The 14,615-nt window shown below is 54.4% G+C and carries 12 protein-coding genes; 3 read left to right on the plus strand and 9 right to left on the minus strand.

All coding sequences use genetic code 11. The features are described from left to right. Positions 1–200: 200 nt before the first annotated feature. The 8 genes from J2W17_RS05090 to J2W17_RS05125 all read right to left on the minus strand — a co-directional run bounded on the left by J2W17_RS05090 (position 201) and on the right by J2W17_RS05125 (position 9,541). Positions 201–1,856, minus strand: coding sequence for a cation acetate symporter (locus J2W17_RS05090; protein ID WP_307330191.1), 1,656 nt, complete (start codon positions 1,854–1,856; stop codon positions 201–203). Then, positions 1,853–2,215 carry a DUF485 domain-containing protein gene (locus J2W17_RS05095; protein WP_307330194.1) on the minus strand — a complete coding sequence of 121 codons (363 nt, stop codon included), beginning with the start codon at positions 2,213–2,215 and terminating at the stop codon, positions 1,853–1,855. Before J2W17_RS05095 ends, J2W17_RS05090 begins: the two co-directional genes overlap by 4 nt. 394 nt (positions 2,216–2,609) lie before the next feature. Next, positions 2,610–3,503, minus strand: coding sequence for a 2-hydroxy-3-oxopropionate reductase (locus tag J2W17_RS05100; protein ID WP_307330197.1), 894 nt, complete (start codon positions 3,501–3,503; stop codon positions 2,610–2,612). A gap of 64 nt (positions 3,504–3,567) precedes the next feature. Then, positions 3,568–4,350 (minus strand): hydroxypyruvate isomerase, encoded by a 783-nt coding sequence (gene hyi / locus J2W17_RS05105; protein ID WP_064677823.1) that lies wholly within the window; start codon positions 4,348–4,350, stop codon positions 3,568–3,570. A 29-nt stretch (positions 4,351–4,379) separates the two neighbouring features. Continuing rightward, positions 4,380–6,155, minus strand: coding sequence for a glyoxylate carboligase (gcl, locus tag J2W17_RS05110; RefSeq protein WP_307330972.1), 1,776 nt, complete (start codon positions 6,153–6,155; stop codon positions 4,380–4,382). A 298-nt stretch (positions 6,156–6,453) separates the two neighbouring features. Then, positions 6,454–7,839, minus strand: coding sequence for an MFS transporter (locus J2W17_RS05115; protein ID WP_307330204.1), 1,386 nt, complete (start codon positions 7,837–7,839; stop codon positions 6,454–6,456). 146 nt (positions 7,840–7,985) lie between these two features. Further along, entirely contained in the window at positions 7,986–8,732 is a 747-nt protein-coding gene (locus J2W17_RS05120; protein ID WP_307330208.1) for an SDR family NAD(P)-dependent oxidoreductase, read from the minus strand. Positions 8,733–8,767: 35 nt separating this feature from the next. Continuing rightward, positions 8,768–9,541: an SDR family NAD(P)-dependent oxidoreductase gene (locus J2W17_RS05125; protein WP_307330211.1), complete on the minus strand. Its 774-nt coding sequence runs from the start codon at positions 9,539–9,541 to the stop codon at positions 8,768–8,770. 571 nt (positions 9,542–10,112) lie between these two features. Here J2W17_RS05125 and J2W17_RS05130 point away from each other — a divergent pair. The 3 genes from J2W17_RS05130 to J2W17_RS05140 are packed head-to-tail and all read left to right on the plus strand — an operon-like array spanning position 10,113 to position 13,396. Then, the gene (locus tag J2W17_RS05130; RefSeq protein WP_064677827.1) at positions 10,113–10,814 is read left to right on the plus strand and encodes a cyclase family protein; all 702 of its coding nucleotides are present in this window, start codon (positions 10,113–10,115) and stop codon (positions 10,812–10,814) included. A gap of 60 nt (positions 10,815–10,874) precedes the next feature. Beyond that, positions 10,875–11,966, plus strand: a complete 1,092-nt coding sequence (locus J2W17_RS05135) for a CobW family GTP-binding protein (protein WP_307330215.1) — start codon at positions 10,875–10,877, stop codon at positions 11,964–11,966. Between the two features lie 23 nt (positions 11,967–11,989). After that, on the plus strand, positions 11,990–13,396 hold the full coding sequence (locus J2W17_RS05140) for an amidase (RefSeq protein ID WP_307330218.1): 1,407 nt from the start codon (positions 11,990–11,992) through the stop codon (positions 13,394–13,396). Positions 13,397–13,463: 67 nt separating this feature from the next. Here J2W17_RS05140 and J2W17_RS05145 read toward each other — a convergent pair whose 3' ends face one another. After that, a complete protein-coding gene (locus tag J2W17_RS05145; protein ID WP_307330222.1) occupies positions 13,464–14,291 on the minus strand; it encodes an IclR family transcriptional regulator in 828 nt (275 codons plus the stop codon). Positions 14,292–14,615 lie beyond the last annotated feature (324 nt).

Raw genomic sequence — 14,615 nt, forward strand, 5'->3', positions numbered from 1 at the left:
GCGCGAAATGGGCGCAGAAAAGGTATTGCTCAAGGAGGAACAATGAATTAATGAGAGCCAACGTCTGAATTTTGGCAGGTCACCGATTTTTTAACACCCAATGGTTGGAGTATCAAAAAATCGGTGGGTACTGCAGACCTTCCATAGACGTACGTATGACAACAACCTGTGACGCACAGGAAAACCATCAAAACAATTTGTTACTCGCCTTTCAACTGCGCCTTCCAGGTTGCTGGCGCACCCAACTCAGAATCGACTAATTGATTATCGAAAAGGCCGCGTTCACTCACGGCACTGGCGGAACGATCGGTAATGGAGAACACAAAGATACCGACAAATGCGACGACCATAGAAAACAGCGCTGGATATTCGTACGGGAACCAAGCTTGTTGATGATGGAGTATCTTGACCCATACCGTTGGACTGAGTACGCATAGGGTGATTGCAGATACAAGGCCCAGCGATCCCCCAATCACGGCACCGCGCGTCGTCAAACCTTTCCAGTAGATCGACAACAACAGGACTGGAAAATTGGAACTTGCCGCGATGGAGAAGGTGAGGCTTACAATAAACGCAATATTTTGCTTCTCAAATGCAATCGCTAAAAGAATCGATAGCAGCCCCATAACAATGGTTGTTACACGCGATACGCGCATTTCATCACGATCGCTGGCTGTACCGCGGCATAACGCATGAGCATAGAGGTCATGAGAAACCGCAGAAGAACCTGCCAGCGTTAGTCCAGCCACTACCGCCAGTATCGTCGAGAACGATACCGCGCACATAAAACCTAGGAAGACGTTACCGCCAACGTTCTGCGCGAGGTGAATTGCAACCATGTTAACGCCGCCCAAAATCCCACCTGATGCATCGTGATAGGCAGGGTTGCTGGCAACCAAGGCAATGGTGCCGAAGCCGATGATAACGATCAGCGCATAGCCTATGCCGACCAGACCAGTGGCATACAGAATACTTTGGCGTGCCGCTTTAACGTTCCCGACGGTGAAGAACCGCATGAGGATATGCGGGAGACCTGCCGTGCCGAAGACAAGTGCTAATCCTAATGAAATGGCAGAAACCGGATCTGTAATCAAGCCTCCTGGGCTCATGATTGCGATATGGGATGGATGCACTTCGGTAGCTTGAGTGAACAGTTGATTCAAGCTGAATCCGAACTGGGACAACACCATAAAGGCCATGAAGACGCAGCCGGTGAGCAGTAACACCGCCTTGATAATCTGAATCCAGGTGGTCGCTAGCATCCCACCAAAGAATACATAGATAACCATCAGCGTACCCACGAGAAGCACCGCCGCGGTGTAATCGAAGCCGAATAGCAATTCAACCAGTTTTCCAGCGCCTACCAGTTGGGAAACCAGATAAAGCAACACGATCACAATAGAACTGGAGGCCGAAAATGCTCGTATAGGTCGTTGTTTTAACCGATATGACAGTACGTCCGCCAGGGTGTAGCGCCCCAGGTTTCGCAATGGCTCCGCAATCAGAAACAAAATAATCGGCCAGCTTGCAAGGAAGCCGATGGAGTAGATCAGTCCATCAAAACCACTGGTAAAAACCAATGCGGAAATGCCCAGTAAAGACGCCGCTGACATGTAGTCGCCGGCGATGGCCCAACCATTCTGGAAACCGGTGATTTTTCCTCCTGCAGCATAGTGATCCGCAACGCTATTGTTTTTACGTGCCGCCCATCGCGTGACAAACAAAGTGAAAATAACGAATGCTAAAAACATGCCGATGGCAATGGGGTTGTGCTTGTGTACTGCGGCAGGGACGTCGGCTGCGTATACCGCGACCGAACCAAGGATGGCCGAGATTGCAATAATTAGATGCTTCATTTGTTGAAGCTCCTGATGATTGTTTTTATTTTAGGGTCGTAGCAGGTGTTCGTGCGCCATACATAGACAGCCACGATAAGAATCGTGAAAGCGAGCATGCCGAAGCCAATAGGCACGCCCCACGTCATAGGCTGGCCTACGGTGATGGGTGTGCCTAAGCGGGCAGGCATAAAGGCCAGTGAAAGAATAAAACCGAAATACACCGCCAGCATAAGAGCCGTCATGCTCCACGAAAATATTCGTCGCTGTTTTACCAAAGCACGAAACTGTGGGTTTTCGAGAATCGGATTGCTAATCGTGTCATCAACCTGGTCAACGGATACGACCGGGCCACCATCTTGTGGATATGCATGTTCCATGATTATCTCCTGCGAAGGCATTTCTGGCTGGATTTTAGAACTTCACCGGCATCGCTATTTCACGTCATGCTTATGTCTCTTGTGAAATCTCACGTTTTGAAAGTTGGATGAGCGCGAGTATCGTAAATATCTTTTATCTCCTTTAGGCATAGGCGCCTGGTGCGCTCAACTACCTGGTCGGCGACCTGAATTTTCCATGCTCGATTGATCCAGAACCTGCCATATATCACTCCGCAGAGACCAACATGGAATCGGGTTATATTTACAGCAGCCATCTGATAGCTCGGTAGTATGGAAAACACCCCTAGACCTGGCTCTGTGCAAGCCAAGGGGCGGTGTTACCAAAGGCTATTGTCGTTTCATACGTAATCCTGGACGATTGGTAACAAGGGTTTTACTTTTCGTCCCGTATCGAGAAGTTAGCCATGTGTTCCAGGCCTTTGATCAGCGCTGAATGATCCCAGTTGCCACCACCCAAGGCGACGCAGGTGCTGAACACTTGCTGGGCGTTTGCGGTGTTGGGCAGGTTGATGCCCAGCTCCTTGGCGCCCTGCAGGGCCAGGTTCAGGTCTTTCTGATGCAGGTTGATGCGAAACCCGGGATCGAAGGTGCCCTTGATCATGCGCTCGCCGTGCACTTCAAGGATCTTCGAAGAGGCGAAGCCACCCATAAGCGCTTCACGCACCTTGGCCGGATCAGCGCCGTTTTTAGCGGCGAACAGCAGGGCTTCGCCGACAGCCTGGATGTTCAGAGCAACGATAATCTGGTTGGACACTTTGGCCGTCTGGCCGTCGCCGTTGTCACCAACGTGTGTAATGTTTTTGCCCATGGCCTGGAACAGTGGCAGGGTGCGCTCGAAGGCTTTCGGGCAGCCACCGACCATGATGCTCAGCGTCGCAGCCTTGGCACCGACTTCACCACCGGACACCGGGGCATCCAGGTAGGCGGCGCCGGTAACCTTGATTTTCTCGGCAAAAGTTTTGGTGGCGGTCGGCGAGATTGAGCTCATGTCGATTACCACCTTGTTTGGGCCGACGCCGTGGGCCACGCCGTTGTCACCAAACAGGACGCTGTCGACCTGCGGGGTGTCCGGCACCATGACGATGATGAATTCGGCTTCCTGGGCCACTTCCTTCGGAGTGGCCAGGACTATGGCGCCAGCGTTGATTAGGTCAGTGGGCGCTGGGTCGAAGTGGGTGGACAGGAACAGACTGTGTCCTGCTTTCTGCAGGTTCTGGGCCATTGGGTGACCCATGATGCCAGTGCCGATGAAACCGATTTTAGCCATTAGAGTTTTCCTCTTTTCGATGTTCAGCTTCGGCGCCGCAGCATCATGCCCTGGCGCCGGCCATTTAGAATGCGTTGTGGGTCTTCAGCCAGCCCAGGCCGGCTTCGGTGGTGGTGAGTGGCTTGTATTCGCAGCCGATCCAGCCTTGGTAACCGATTCGATCCAGATGCTCGAGAAGAAAGCGGTAGTTGATCTCACCGGTACCCGGTTCGTTGCGGCCGGGGTTGTCAGCCAGTTGGACGTGATTGATCTTGGCCAGGTTGCATTCCATGGTGCGGGCCAGGTCACCCTCCATGATCTGCATGTGGTAGATGTCGTACTGTAGGAACAAGTTGTCGCTACCGACCTCTGCCTGGATCCCCAGGGCCTGCTTGGTGGTGTTGAGGTAGAAGCCCGGGATGTCGCGGGTGTTGATCATTTCCATAATCAAACGAACCCCGGCGGCCTGCAGCTTGTCGACGGCATACTTGAGGTTGTCGACGAAGATCTTGCGCACCGTGGTGCAGTCCTGATCCTGTTGGCGGATGCCGGCGAGGCAGTTGACCTGGGTGTTACCCAGCACCTTGGCGTATTCGATGGCTTTGTCGACGCCGGAACGAAATTCCTCGACACGGTCAGGGTGGCAGGCGATACCGCGTTCGCCCTTGGCCCAATCACCGGCCGGCAGGTTGAACAGCACCTGAGTCAGGCTGTTGTTGTCGAGCTGTTGCTTGATTTCAGCCGCGCTGAAGTCGTACGGAAAGAGGTATTCAACGCCGCTGAAACCGGCGTCGGCTGCAGCCTTGAAACGGGCGAGGAAGTCACGTTCGGTGAACAGCATGGACAAGTTAGCTGCCAGGCGTGGCATAGGCATCTCCTTTTCTGAATGAATCAGCGTCAGTTCAGCGGACGGATTGAAGTAGGGGCGTCGCTGCCAACAAGCGCCAATTCTTCAAACTCATTCACTGCGTTAATTTCGGTTCCCATCGAAATGTTGGTAACACGCTCAAGAATTACCTCAACGACCACCGGGACTCTCAGCTCAGCTGCCATTTTCTGAGCCTCGCGCAAAGCGGGCGCTATCTCGAAGGGTTCAAAGACGCGGATGGCTTTGCAGCCAAGACCTTCCACCACTGCTACGTGATCAACGCCATAGCCATTGATCTCTGGGGCGTTCATATTCTCGAACGCCAGTTGCACGCAGTAGTCCATTTCGAAACCGCGCTGCGCCTGGCGGATCAAGCCCAGGTAGGAGTTGTTCACCAGCACGTGGACGTATGGCAGGTTGAACTGCGCGCCCACCGCCAGCTCCTCGATCATGAACTGGAAGTCGTAGTCACCCGACAGGGCCACGACTTGGCGCGACGGGTCGGCTTTGACCACGCCCAATGCTGCTGGAATTGTCCAGCCCAGCGGGCCGGCCTGGCCACAGTTGATCCAATGGCGAGGCTTGTAGACGTGCAGAAACTGGGCACCTGCGATTTGCGACAGTCCGATTGTGCTGACGTAGCAAGTGTCTTTGCCGAACACCCGGTTCATTTCTTCGTACACGCGCTGCGGCTTGACCGGAACGTTGTCGAAATGGGTCTTGCGCTGCAGGCTTGCTTTGCGCTCTTGGCAGTCTTTTAGCCAGACGCTGCGGTTTTTCAGTTTGCCGGCGGCTTGCCACTCGCGAGCCACTTCAAGGAAAACGTCCAAGGCGCAACCGGCGTCGGAAACAATGCCCAGGTCTGGGGTGAAGACGCGGCCGATCTGGGTGCCTTCGATGTCGACATGGATAAAGCGCCGGCCTTCGGTATAGACATCAACGGAGCCGGTGTGACGGTTGGCCCAGCGGTTGCCGATGCCCAGCACCACATCGGATTTCAGTAGAGTGGCGTTGCCATAACGGTGCGACGTCTGCAGGCCGACCATGCCGACCATTTGCGGATGATCGTCAGGGATAATGCCCCAGCCCATCAGGGTAGGGATCACCGGAATACCCGTCAGCTCGGCGAATTCGACCAGTTTGTCGCAGGCATCAGCATTGATGATGCCGCCACCAGCGACCAGCAGCGGACGCTCAGCGGTGTCGAGCATGGCCAAGGCCTTCTCGATCTGGATGCGGTTGGCTGCCGGCTTGTGCACGGGCAGCGGTTGGTAGGCCTCGATATCGAATTCGATTTCAGCCATCTGCACGTCGAACGGCAGGTCGATCAGCACGGGCCCTGGACGGCCGGAACGCATTTCGTAGAAGGCTTTCTGAAACGCGTACGGTACTTGGCCCGGCTCCATGACGGTGGTAGCCCACTTGGTCACTGGCTTGACGATGCTGGTGATATCGACCGCCTGGAAGTCTTCCTTGTGCATGCGAGCACGCGGCGCTTGGCCGGTGATGCAGAGGATCGGGATCGAGTCAGCCGAGGCACTGTAGAGGCCAGTGACCATGTCGGTGCCGGCAGGGCCAGAGGTGCCGATGCATACACCGATGTTGCCAGCCTTGGTACGGGAATAGCCCTCGGCCATGTGCGAGGCGCCTTCGACGTGACGAGCGAGGACGTGATCAATGCCGCCGATTTTTTTCAGGGCCGAGTACAGGGGGTTAATGGCAGCCCCAGGGATGCCAAACGCGGTATCTACGCCTTCATGGCGCATTACCAGTACAGCTGCATCAATTGCTCTCATCTTGGCCATACGTACTCCTTTGAGTTGGTCGAAATTTTTATGGTTGAGTCCTGCGACAGCACCCTGATGCGCGTCGGGATTGGGTCGCGATACGAAGAAACTGAAACGCACAAAATTATTGGAGGTGAGATCATTGACCTCAGCCTTTCCGGTTAAGTGTTGTTCTGCGTTTAAGTCCTGATGGGAAAAAGCAAATTTCGTTTTGCCAAAGGTTTTCTGAGGCTCCAGCATTTTCCACAAGATGAATAAGTCGTTTCATTTGCATAGAAAAAGCGCTGGAGCCTTCAGCAATTCCAGGCTGGCTTTGTCAGCTTGCTGGCGCTAGCTGCACATCGGAAACGGGTTCGATGAAAGATTCTTCGTCCGGGTTTACATGACGCGCAGCGAAGATGAGAACCCCGGAGATGAAGCAGGGGAGAGCACCGAACAGGAGTGCTGCATGTTGCCAATCGCCTCCGTCGCTCAGAACAGCGGAAAAGCCCAAGCCGGCTAGAATGGCGCCGATCGGCCCCATTGCATGGACAATAGCGCTCCCGGTACCACGAATCGCGGTGGGATAGCTCTCACCAATGAAGAAGAGTGCAGCTGCATACGGCCCGTTCAAGAAGAACAGACCCAAACTGTACAGTCCTACCACCACTGGCAAGTCGCTAGGGCCGTAAAGCATTGCGGTGAAGGCCATACCACCTAACATCCAACCCAACGCAAGCGTGTTACGACGGCCGATCTTGTCTCCGATGAAACCATGGGTCAGATACCCGATATAGCCAACCACGTTCGATAGAACGAGAATAATTAACGAGTTCTCGAACGATACTTTATGAACCTCGGTGAGGACTGTAGTACCGAGCACGCCGAATACCTGAATGGCTGCCCAGTTCAGTAAAAAACCGCCGCCGAGCACCAGGGTGGGTCTCAACGATGCACCACGGAAAGCCTCGCGAATGCCGGCACGAGCGTGCTGCTCGTAGTCCAGACCATGTTGCTTTGCGATTTTACGTGCTTCGCTATCCTGACCTGATTCACGGAGGTTTTTAACGTGTTTGTGCAGGAGAAACTGAGGGCTCTCCTTCAGCTTGCGGGTCATGAAGAAAATCAGGATTGCTGGAAACGCAGCGAAGATAAAGCAGCCCTGCCAGCCGATAATCGGTAGCAGCAGCGCAGTCAAGCCCGCAGCCATCAAGGCTCCGATTGGCCAGCCGCCTTGTACCAAGCTGTAGATAAACCCTTTACGCTTGTTTAGCCGAGGATCATTGGCCGCTGAGTAAAGCTCATTGAGGTAGGTCGCGTTGACTGTTTCTTCTGCATACCCAAGGCCTGACAAGGAGCGTATCAACACCAAGGGCCATTTGCCGAGCGAACCACCTAAAGCAGTCAAAGCTGAGCAAACTGCCGCGCCCGCCACCGTAAACAGCAAACCGCTTTTCCTGCCTCCACGGTCAAGGATCGGCCCGATGGCGAATGCAACTACGGCAGTTCCTGCAGCGATCAATGTTGCGATTTCTGCTTGTTGAGTAATGTCCCAGTTATAATGAGCTCCGATCTCGGGCAGTAGCGTACCGAATAGAATGAAGTCATAAACAGCGAATACCCATGCGAAGAACGCGACGGTGGTGGCACGCTTTACGTCACCGGGAAGAATGGGCTCAAGTTTAAATGTACTTGATGCCAAGGGTTTTGCTTGGTTAGCCATTTTGTTTAACCTCTGCGCATTTAAATTAGGGCAGAAAGAAAAAGTCATTAAAGCAGGCGGGCTATAACGGCCACACGCTAGTGACTAGCATTATTGTTGTTAGGCTGTGTTGCGAGATGGATCAATAGTCGATGAGGTATCATCGATTAAATCATATAGTCTCCACCATTAGGATTCATGGTCGCACCCAGGAAGTAAGAACCTTCATCGGACGCTAACAAAACCGCGCAGGGGGCAATTTCGGAAACTTCCGCCACGCGCCCAATCGGTAGTTCGGCGATTTTTGCCTCCCGGAAAGTTGCCGGGAGACTACGGAACAGTTCGGTATTGGTCGGGCCCGGGCAAATAGCATTGACCGTGATGCCCTTGTCACCGACCTCGTACGCCAGCGAGCGTGTAAATCCGATTACGCCCGATTTGGCGGCGGCGTAGTGTGCAAGCTCTTTTGCCCCTTTGTGGGCCAGTTGCGAGGCAACATTGATGATGCGGCCACTCTTGCGTTCGATCATCGCAGGCAGCACTGCGCGGGAGCACAGGAAGACGCTGCGAAGGTTGATTAGCATCATCTTGTCCCACATGGCGGTAGGCATGTCGACGATGAATGAGGCTGACTCGATGCCAGCGTTGTTGACGAGAATGTCGATCTGGCCAAATTCGGCGATCACATTCTCGACTGCTGCTTGAACCTGCTGCTCTTCGCCAACATCCGCAGTGACGGCATAGCCCCTCACGCCCAGGGCGCAAACCTGCGCCGCAGTGGCTTCAGCGTCGGCCGCCCGAAGATCCAGGATAGCGACGTCAGCGCCTTCTTTCGCAAACTCAAGTGCGATGGCTTGGCCAATGCCACGTGCACCACCTGTCACCAATGCTTTCTTACCGGTCAATCTGCTCATGAAAGAAACTCCAATACAACCTGCATTCAATGACTTTAGTGGCTTTGAACAACCAATCCGCCGTCGACGGTGATTGTTTGACCAGTGAGATACCGAGCACTGTGAGAGGCCATGAACGTGATCACATCAGCCATTTCTTCCGGCTCACCTACGCGGCCCAACGGAATGGAGCTTGCGACCTTGTCGAGGCCGGTTGCGCCGAGTGAGTGCACTTCGGAGAGGGCTTGGGCGGTGCGGATGAAGCCTGGGGCAATGCCGTTTACGCGAATCCGATGCCGGCCCAGTTCAACCGCGAGGCCGCGTACCAGGCCTACTACGCCGGATTTAGCTGCGGAATAATGGACATGCTCATCCCAGCCATAGGCGACGCCCATGATCGAGGAAACCGCGATGATGGAACCCCCTCCATTGCTCTTCATGCCTGGAACGGCGGCGCGGATGATTCGGAAAACACCTTTGAGATCGATATCGAAAGTCAGATCCCATTTTTCGTCTGTCAGGTCGTTGAGCGGGACTTTGTGGGCTATGCCTGCGTTGGCGACGATGGTGTCGATGGCGCCGTACTTTTTCTCGATATCCGAAACCAGCCGATCGCACGCGGCGGTATCGCGAACATTAAGTGGGTGGTACTCCGCGACTCCGCCACTCTCCCGGATTTGCGAAACCACTTCGCAACCCTCTGCCTCAAGTATGTCAGTGACGATTACGCGGTAGCCTTGTGCCGCGAAAGCGACCGCCGTGGCACGACCGATACCAATTCCTGCCCCCGTAATGAGTACCACTTTGGCGCAGTCCGAATTGTTATTCATTGTTAGGTTCCATTTGGTTAGCGTTGTAATATTCGCTCTAAAACGTTTCAGTTCGACCTGGATGCGTTCCATGGTTGCTGGAGTTTTTGGAGCTGAGTCAAGCTTTATCGATGGCATGAATCATTGCAATAGCGTGCCCAATAAAGGATTCCACATGATGGACGCTCCGAACCGGGGCGTATGGAATCGCTCATTTAAGTGATTAAAAAACACTTTTTCAGGTCTTGTAGTGTTGTGAAGAGGTAGCCTGTTTTTTATAAGGATGGCTCTGGCAAGCCCTTTTGAGTGAGCGTGGATTGGTAAAGGTGCACGCTGGCGAAGCAGTTATGAAAAGCGTTCCACGATGTGGACTTGTTTGTAAGGGTCGGTGGTTGTAGGGCAGAGGTACGAGCGTTAAGGTTTCCCCACTGGAAAAGCGCCTGCCCAAATCAATTCAATGTGGCCAAGTTTTAGCGATGAGTTGGAAGTTTTGGGTTGAAAGAAATTGCTCAGGCAACAGGGTGGCTTTGTTCAGGAACAGAGAAATTGTATATCTGCCGAATCTATCAACTCGAAAAAAAAAGTAGGCCATATGACTCAGCGCATTGTCGATCTAACCCTGACGCTCTCTGATAACATGCCGGCGCACAAACTTTTCCAGCGGCCAATCGTAGCGCCTCACCTCACTCACGAAAAATCTCTCGAACTCGGTCTGGGCGTGCCAGGTGATCCGATGACGTTCGCGACCACCTTCATCAGCACACTCGATCATATTGCGACTCACGTCGATGCGTTTTACCACACCAGTCCAAACGGGGCTCCGGTTGATGAGATGCCCCTGTCCATGTTTATGGGCAAAGCCGTCTGCTTTGACATGACCCACGTCCCCGATCTGGGCGACATCGATGTTGCCGATCTGGAGGCAGCCGAGGATGCCACGGGTGTGAAGGTCGACGGGCATATCGTGCTGCTGAATACTGGGTTGCACAAACGGCACTACCCCGACATCAAGGTTGTGTGGTCGAACCCTGGCCTGACCGCCGAGGCGACCCACTGGCTGGCCGACCGCGGCTCGAAGTTACACGGCGTGGAAGGGCCGTCAACCGACAAACCTTCCCATAACCTTTTCCCCAGCCACCGTGTTTGCCGAGACAGGGGGATCACCCACTACGAGTGGCTGGTGAACCTTGAAGAATTGGTTGGCAAAGGGGAATTCATGTTCTATGGCCCCCCGCTGAAGATCAAGAACGGCAGCGGCTCCCCTGTGCGCGCCTGGGCAGTTCTCGACGAGTAACTGAACTTTCCAGTATCAGGGCGATGAGCTTCATCGCCCTATATCAAGTCAGGTGATGATATGAATAATTCGATCGATCAGGATCAGCGAATCCCGATAACTCTTCTCACTGGGTTTTTGGGCGCTGGGAAAACGACGTTGGTTAACCGAATCTTGTCTAACCCCAATAAGGAGCGGGTTGCGGTCATCGTCAACGAGTTCGGCGAGATCGGAATTGATGGCGATCTGATCAGCCGTGCGTCGGATGACATGCTCGAACTGAGCAATGGATGTATCTGCTGTTCGAGCAAGGACGACTTAATCGAGTCGCTGTATAAGTTGTACATGCGCAAATCCGGACTGCTCGAGCCGAAGATCGATTTCGACCGGATCGTGATTGAAACGACGGGGCTCGCGAACCCGGCGCCTTTGGCGCAGGCGTTCTACACCGACATGTCACTGAGCCTGACCTACCGGCTGGATGCAATCGTTACGCTTGTAGACGCCAAGCACATTAGCCTGCAGCTGAGAGACTGTCCTGAGGCCGAGCGACAAATCGCTCTGGCAGACAAGGTGGTGTTGAATAAGCGCGACCTGGTGAGCGATGATGAATTCGGCCAGGCCCTCGCCGCAGTTTCAAAACTGAACCCCTTCGCGCCAAAGGAGTTCACCTCCTTCAGTGAGATCGACATAGACCAGTTGCTTCGTGGGTCGTTCTTTGACCCGGCGACCAAGAACGCCGACCTGAGTGGCTGGCTCGGGGGTAAGGAGCCGGAGGGGTGCGAGCATCACGGGGCAGATTGCCATTCTTGCCACCCTCACAAGGGCCATCACCATACCGATGTGTCGGCCATAAGCCTGCGCGACTCGCGCGAGGTCGATTACCAGGAACTGATGAGCTGCCTCCTTCAGTTGACGGAGGAGTACGGGCCGAATCTCTACCGCATCAAGGGATTGATCAGGTTCAGCGGAGTAGAGCGGCCAGTGGTGCTCCAAGGCGTCCAAAACGTGTTCAGTCCTTTGAGCTACGCCGATGCCTGGCCTGGAGGGGTAGCCGAAACTCGTCTGGTGATCATTGGCAAGGAGCTCGATCACAACAAAATCAGGGAACGGTTTGAGGCGTGCATCGCGAAAGCGCAACCGGTGCTGGATCGAGCTCTGGGAATGATTTGACTCTGAAAAAGGCGCATCAAAGTATGAATTCTTACCCATTCCGCTCGGCTCTGGAATTGCGTAACGCTATCACGAGCAAAGAGATTTCGCCCGTTGAGGTTGTGACGGCGGCCATCGATAGGATGCAGTCACTAGAGCCACAGTTGAACGCATTTGTGACCCAAACTCCCGAACTTGCCTTGAGCGCCGCACGGGCTGCCGAGAAAACCGTGATGGCGGGGGAAAAGCTCGGCGCGCTGCATGGCCTCCCCATTTCGGTCAAAGATCTTATCTCGGTCGGCGGTGTGCGGCAGACTTTTGGGTCGCGTGTCATGGCTGAAAATATCGCCGCCTCGGATGCCCCTTCCGTGGAGCGGATCAAGGCCGCAGGTGCCTGCATCATCGGGACGACCACCACCAGCGAATTCGGCTGCAAGGCGGTCGGCGATTCACCCATGACGGGAATCACTCACAATCCGTGGAACCTGGGCAAGACCCCGGGAGGCTCAAGTTGCGGGGCCGCTGCCAGTGTAGCGGCCGGTGTGACACCCTTCGCTCTGGGCACAGATGGCGGCGGTTCGATTCGCACACCTGCGTCGTTCACGGGTTTGGTCGGTATCAAGGCTCAGTTTGCCCGGGTTCCGGTCTTTCCAACATCGGCGACGCCGACCTTGGCCCATGTGGGCCCACTGGCCAGGACAGTGCGTGACAGCGCATTGCTGTTAGGGGTGCTCTCCGGCTTTGATCGGCGTGATCCGTTCTCGGTGAGCAGCGATGTCCCAGATTATCTAGCAGCCTGCGAGCTTCCCGTTAAAGGAATGCGTTTAGCCTGGAGCCCGACATTAGGCTTTGCGAAACCTGATTCCGAGATCCTCCGGATCACTGAAAACGCGGTGAGGATCCTGGAAAAGTTGGGTTGTGAAGTCATCCAGTTGGAGGAGGGGATTGGTATTGATCCCGCCAATATCTGGTTGTCCGAGTTCTACGCCGGCATCAGCACCCGATTGAGCGGGGCCATGCGTGATTCGCGAGATCTGCTGGATCCTGCACTTTGCGAAGTACTTGAGGCGGCCGGAGGCCAATCCTTCTCTTCTTATTACGAGAACGTCTTTGCACGTTACGCCTTTCGTGAAAAGGTGAGCGCGCTGTTCGAGTCTTTTGATTTGCTGCTATCGCCGACCGTACCTATTGCGGCTTGTGATGTCGGGGTGGACGTTCCCCCCCAGTTCGGTGGTCGAAGCCTTTGCACTTGGCAGTACTACACCTATCCATTCAACGTGACAGGGCAGCCGGCGGCATCGGTTCCGGTGGGCTTCACGGCGGCAGGCCTGCCTGTCGGTCTGCAGATGGTCGCAAAGGTTAACCAGGAAAAAGACATCTTCCGGGCCGCCTCTGCATTGGAAGGTGAACAGTGCCTCTGGGATACAGTGCCGCCGGGGTTCGCGCAGTAGCCTCTGAAAGTCGTGCATGAAAAAGGCCTGCTTGGGGAAGCAGGCCTTTTTGTCTATCGGGAAGAACTTAATTCATCAAACCACCTGATTGGTAGATCAGATTCTGGATTGTCCGAGATTCCTGCCGGAGCAGTGAGATGATCTCTTGGTGTTTCGCTGTCGAGATCGAGTCGCAGACCAAAGTGACGCTGAGGGCGCACAGTGGAGCGCCTTTGTGATCGTTGATCACTGTACCCACTCCGCTGAAGCCAGGGATCAGGTTGCCGTCATGTACCGCGTAGCCGATATCTTGCGATTGGCGAATGATCTTCAACAGTTTCGGTGTAGAGAGGCCGCCGTATTTGATGAGGCGCTTTGCATTCAAATCGCAGAGGCGGGAGATTTCATCGTCCGGCAGGAGCATCATTAGCGCCAGGCTTCCAGCACCTACCCCCAGTGGCCGGTGAACCCCGATTTCGATGACGGGTGCGTTTACCGGCCGCGTGCCTTCGACGCGCTCGATGGAGATTGCATCGCGATTGCTTCTGATAGTGAGGAAGGCCATCTCGCCAGTGGCCTCTGCCAGGCGGGCCATTGAAGGGCGGCACAAGGTCTTAAGCTTGAATTGTGTAGCGGCAGTCAGGCCGAGCTCGAAAAGCCCGTGACCAAGCATATAATGCCGTGTTACCGGATCCTGCATAACCAACCCCTCACGCACCAGGCACGAGAGTATTCGATGGATAGTCGGACGTTCGAGTTTCAGGATGGTAGAGAGATCGGAGAGGCGAAGTCCTTGGTCGTTATAGGAGGCAATCTCGCGCAGGATATTGGCTGCGCGCTCGATACTTTGAGTTCCAGAGGGCTTGCCGCAAACGGGCTCGATCGTACAGGGAGCGTTATTGTCAGTCGCGAACATGGGTAGTGTACCCCCATACAGTAAAAGATTGTCTGTTAAGCGGAAACCAGCGACTACCTTCCTGGTGCAGAGCGTTGGTTTCCAATCACACGCTTTAGCCTGACTAATGCGTGAAAATCCAATAAGCAGAAACAACATAACTTTCATTGCTTTGGGTACGAGCTACAGGATCTCTGCATTAGCGCCGTAGAGTATTTATTTATATGTTTCAGCGACTGCCGAGATCATCGGCCTCGCTCAAAGCAGTGCTCAGTAAACCATCATGGTGCCCGTCACGCCAGCTGCTTAGAAGCCCCGAGAGACAGTGACTTCAGTCACTGTCTG

The sequence above is a fragment of the Pseudomonas lini genome (assembly GCF_030812475.1).
Classification (GTDB): Bacteria; Pseudomonadota; Gammaproteobacteria; order Pseudomonadales; family Pseudomonadaceae; genus Aquipseudomonas; species Aquipseudomonas lini_A.

Coding starts and splice junctions, on each gene's coding strand:
- J2W17_RS05090 (WP_307330191.1), bottom strand. CDS start 1,856: ATGAAGCATCTAATTATTGCAATCTCGGCCATCCTTGGTTCGGTCGCG.
- J2W17_RS05095 (WP_307330194.1), bottom strand. CDS start 2,215: ATGGAACATGCATATCCACAAGATGGTGGCCCGGTCGTATCCGTTGAC.
- J2W17_RS05100 (WP_307330197.1), bottom strand. CDS start 3,503: ATGGCTAAAATCGGTTTCATCGGCACTGGCATCATGGGTCACCCAATG.
- hyi (WP_064677823.1), bottom strand. CDS start 4,350: ATGCCACGCCTGGCAGCTAACTTGTCCATGCTGTTCACCGAACGTGAC.
- gcl (WP_307330972.1), bottom strand. CDS start 6,155: ATGGCCAAGATGAGAGCAATTGATGCAGCTGTACTGGTAATGCGCCAT.
- J2W17_RS05115 (WP_307330204.1), bottom strand. CDS start 7,839: ATGGCTAACCAAGCAAAACCCTTGGCATCAAGTACATTTAAACTTGAG.
- J2W17_RS05120 (WP_307330208.1), bottom strand. CDS start 8,732: ATGAGCAGATTGACCGGTAAGAAAGCATTGGTGACAGGTGGTGCACGT.
- J2W17_RS05125 (WP_307330211.1), bottom strand. CDS start 9,541: ATGAATAACAATTCGGACTGCGCCAAAGTGGTACTCATTACGGGGGCA.
- J2W17_RS05130 (WP_064677827.1), top strand. CDS start 10,113: ATGACTCAGCGCATTGTCGATCTAACCCTGACGCTCTCTGATAACATG.
- J2W17_RS05135 (WP_307330215.1), top strand. CDS start 10,875: ATGAATAATTCGATCGATCAGGATCAGCGAATCCCGATAACTCTTCTC.
- J2W17_RS05140 (WP_307330218.1), top strand. CDS start 11,990: ATGAATTCTTACCCATTCCGCTCGGCTCTGGAATTGCGTAACGCTATC.
- J2W17_RS05145 (WP_307330222.1), bottom strand. CDS start 14,291: ATGTTCGCGACTGACAATAACGCTCCCTGTACGATCGAGCCCGTTTGC.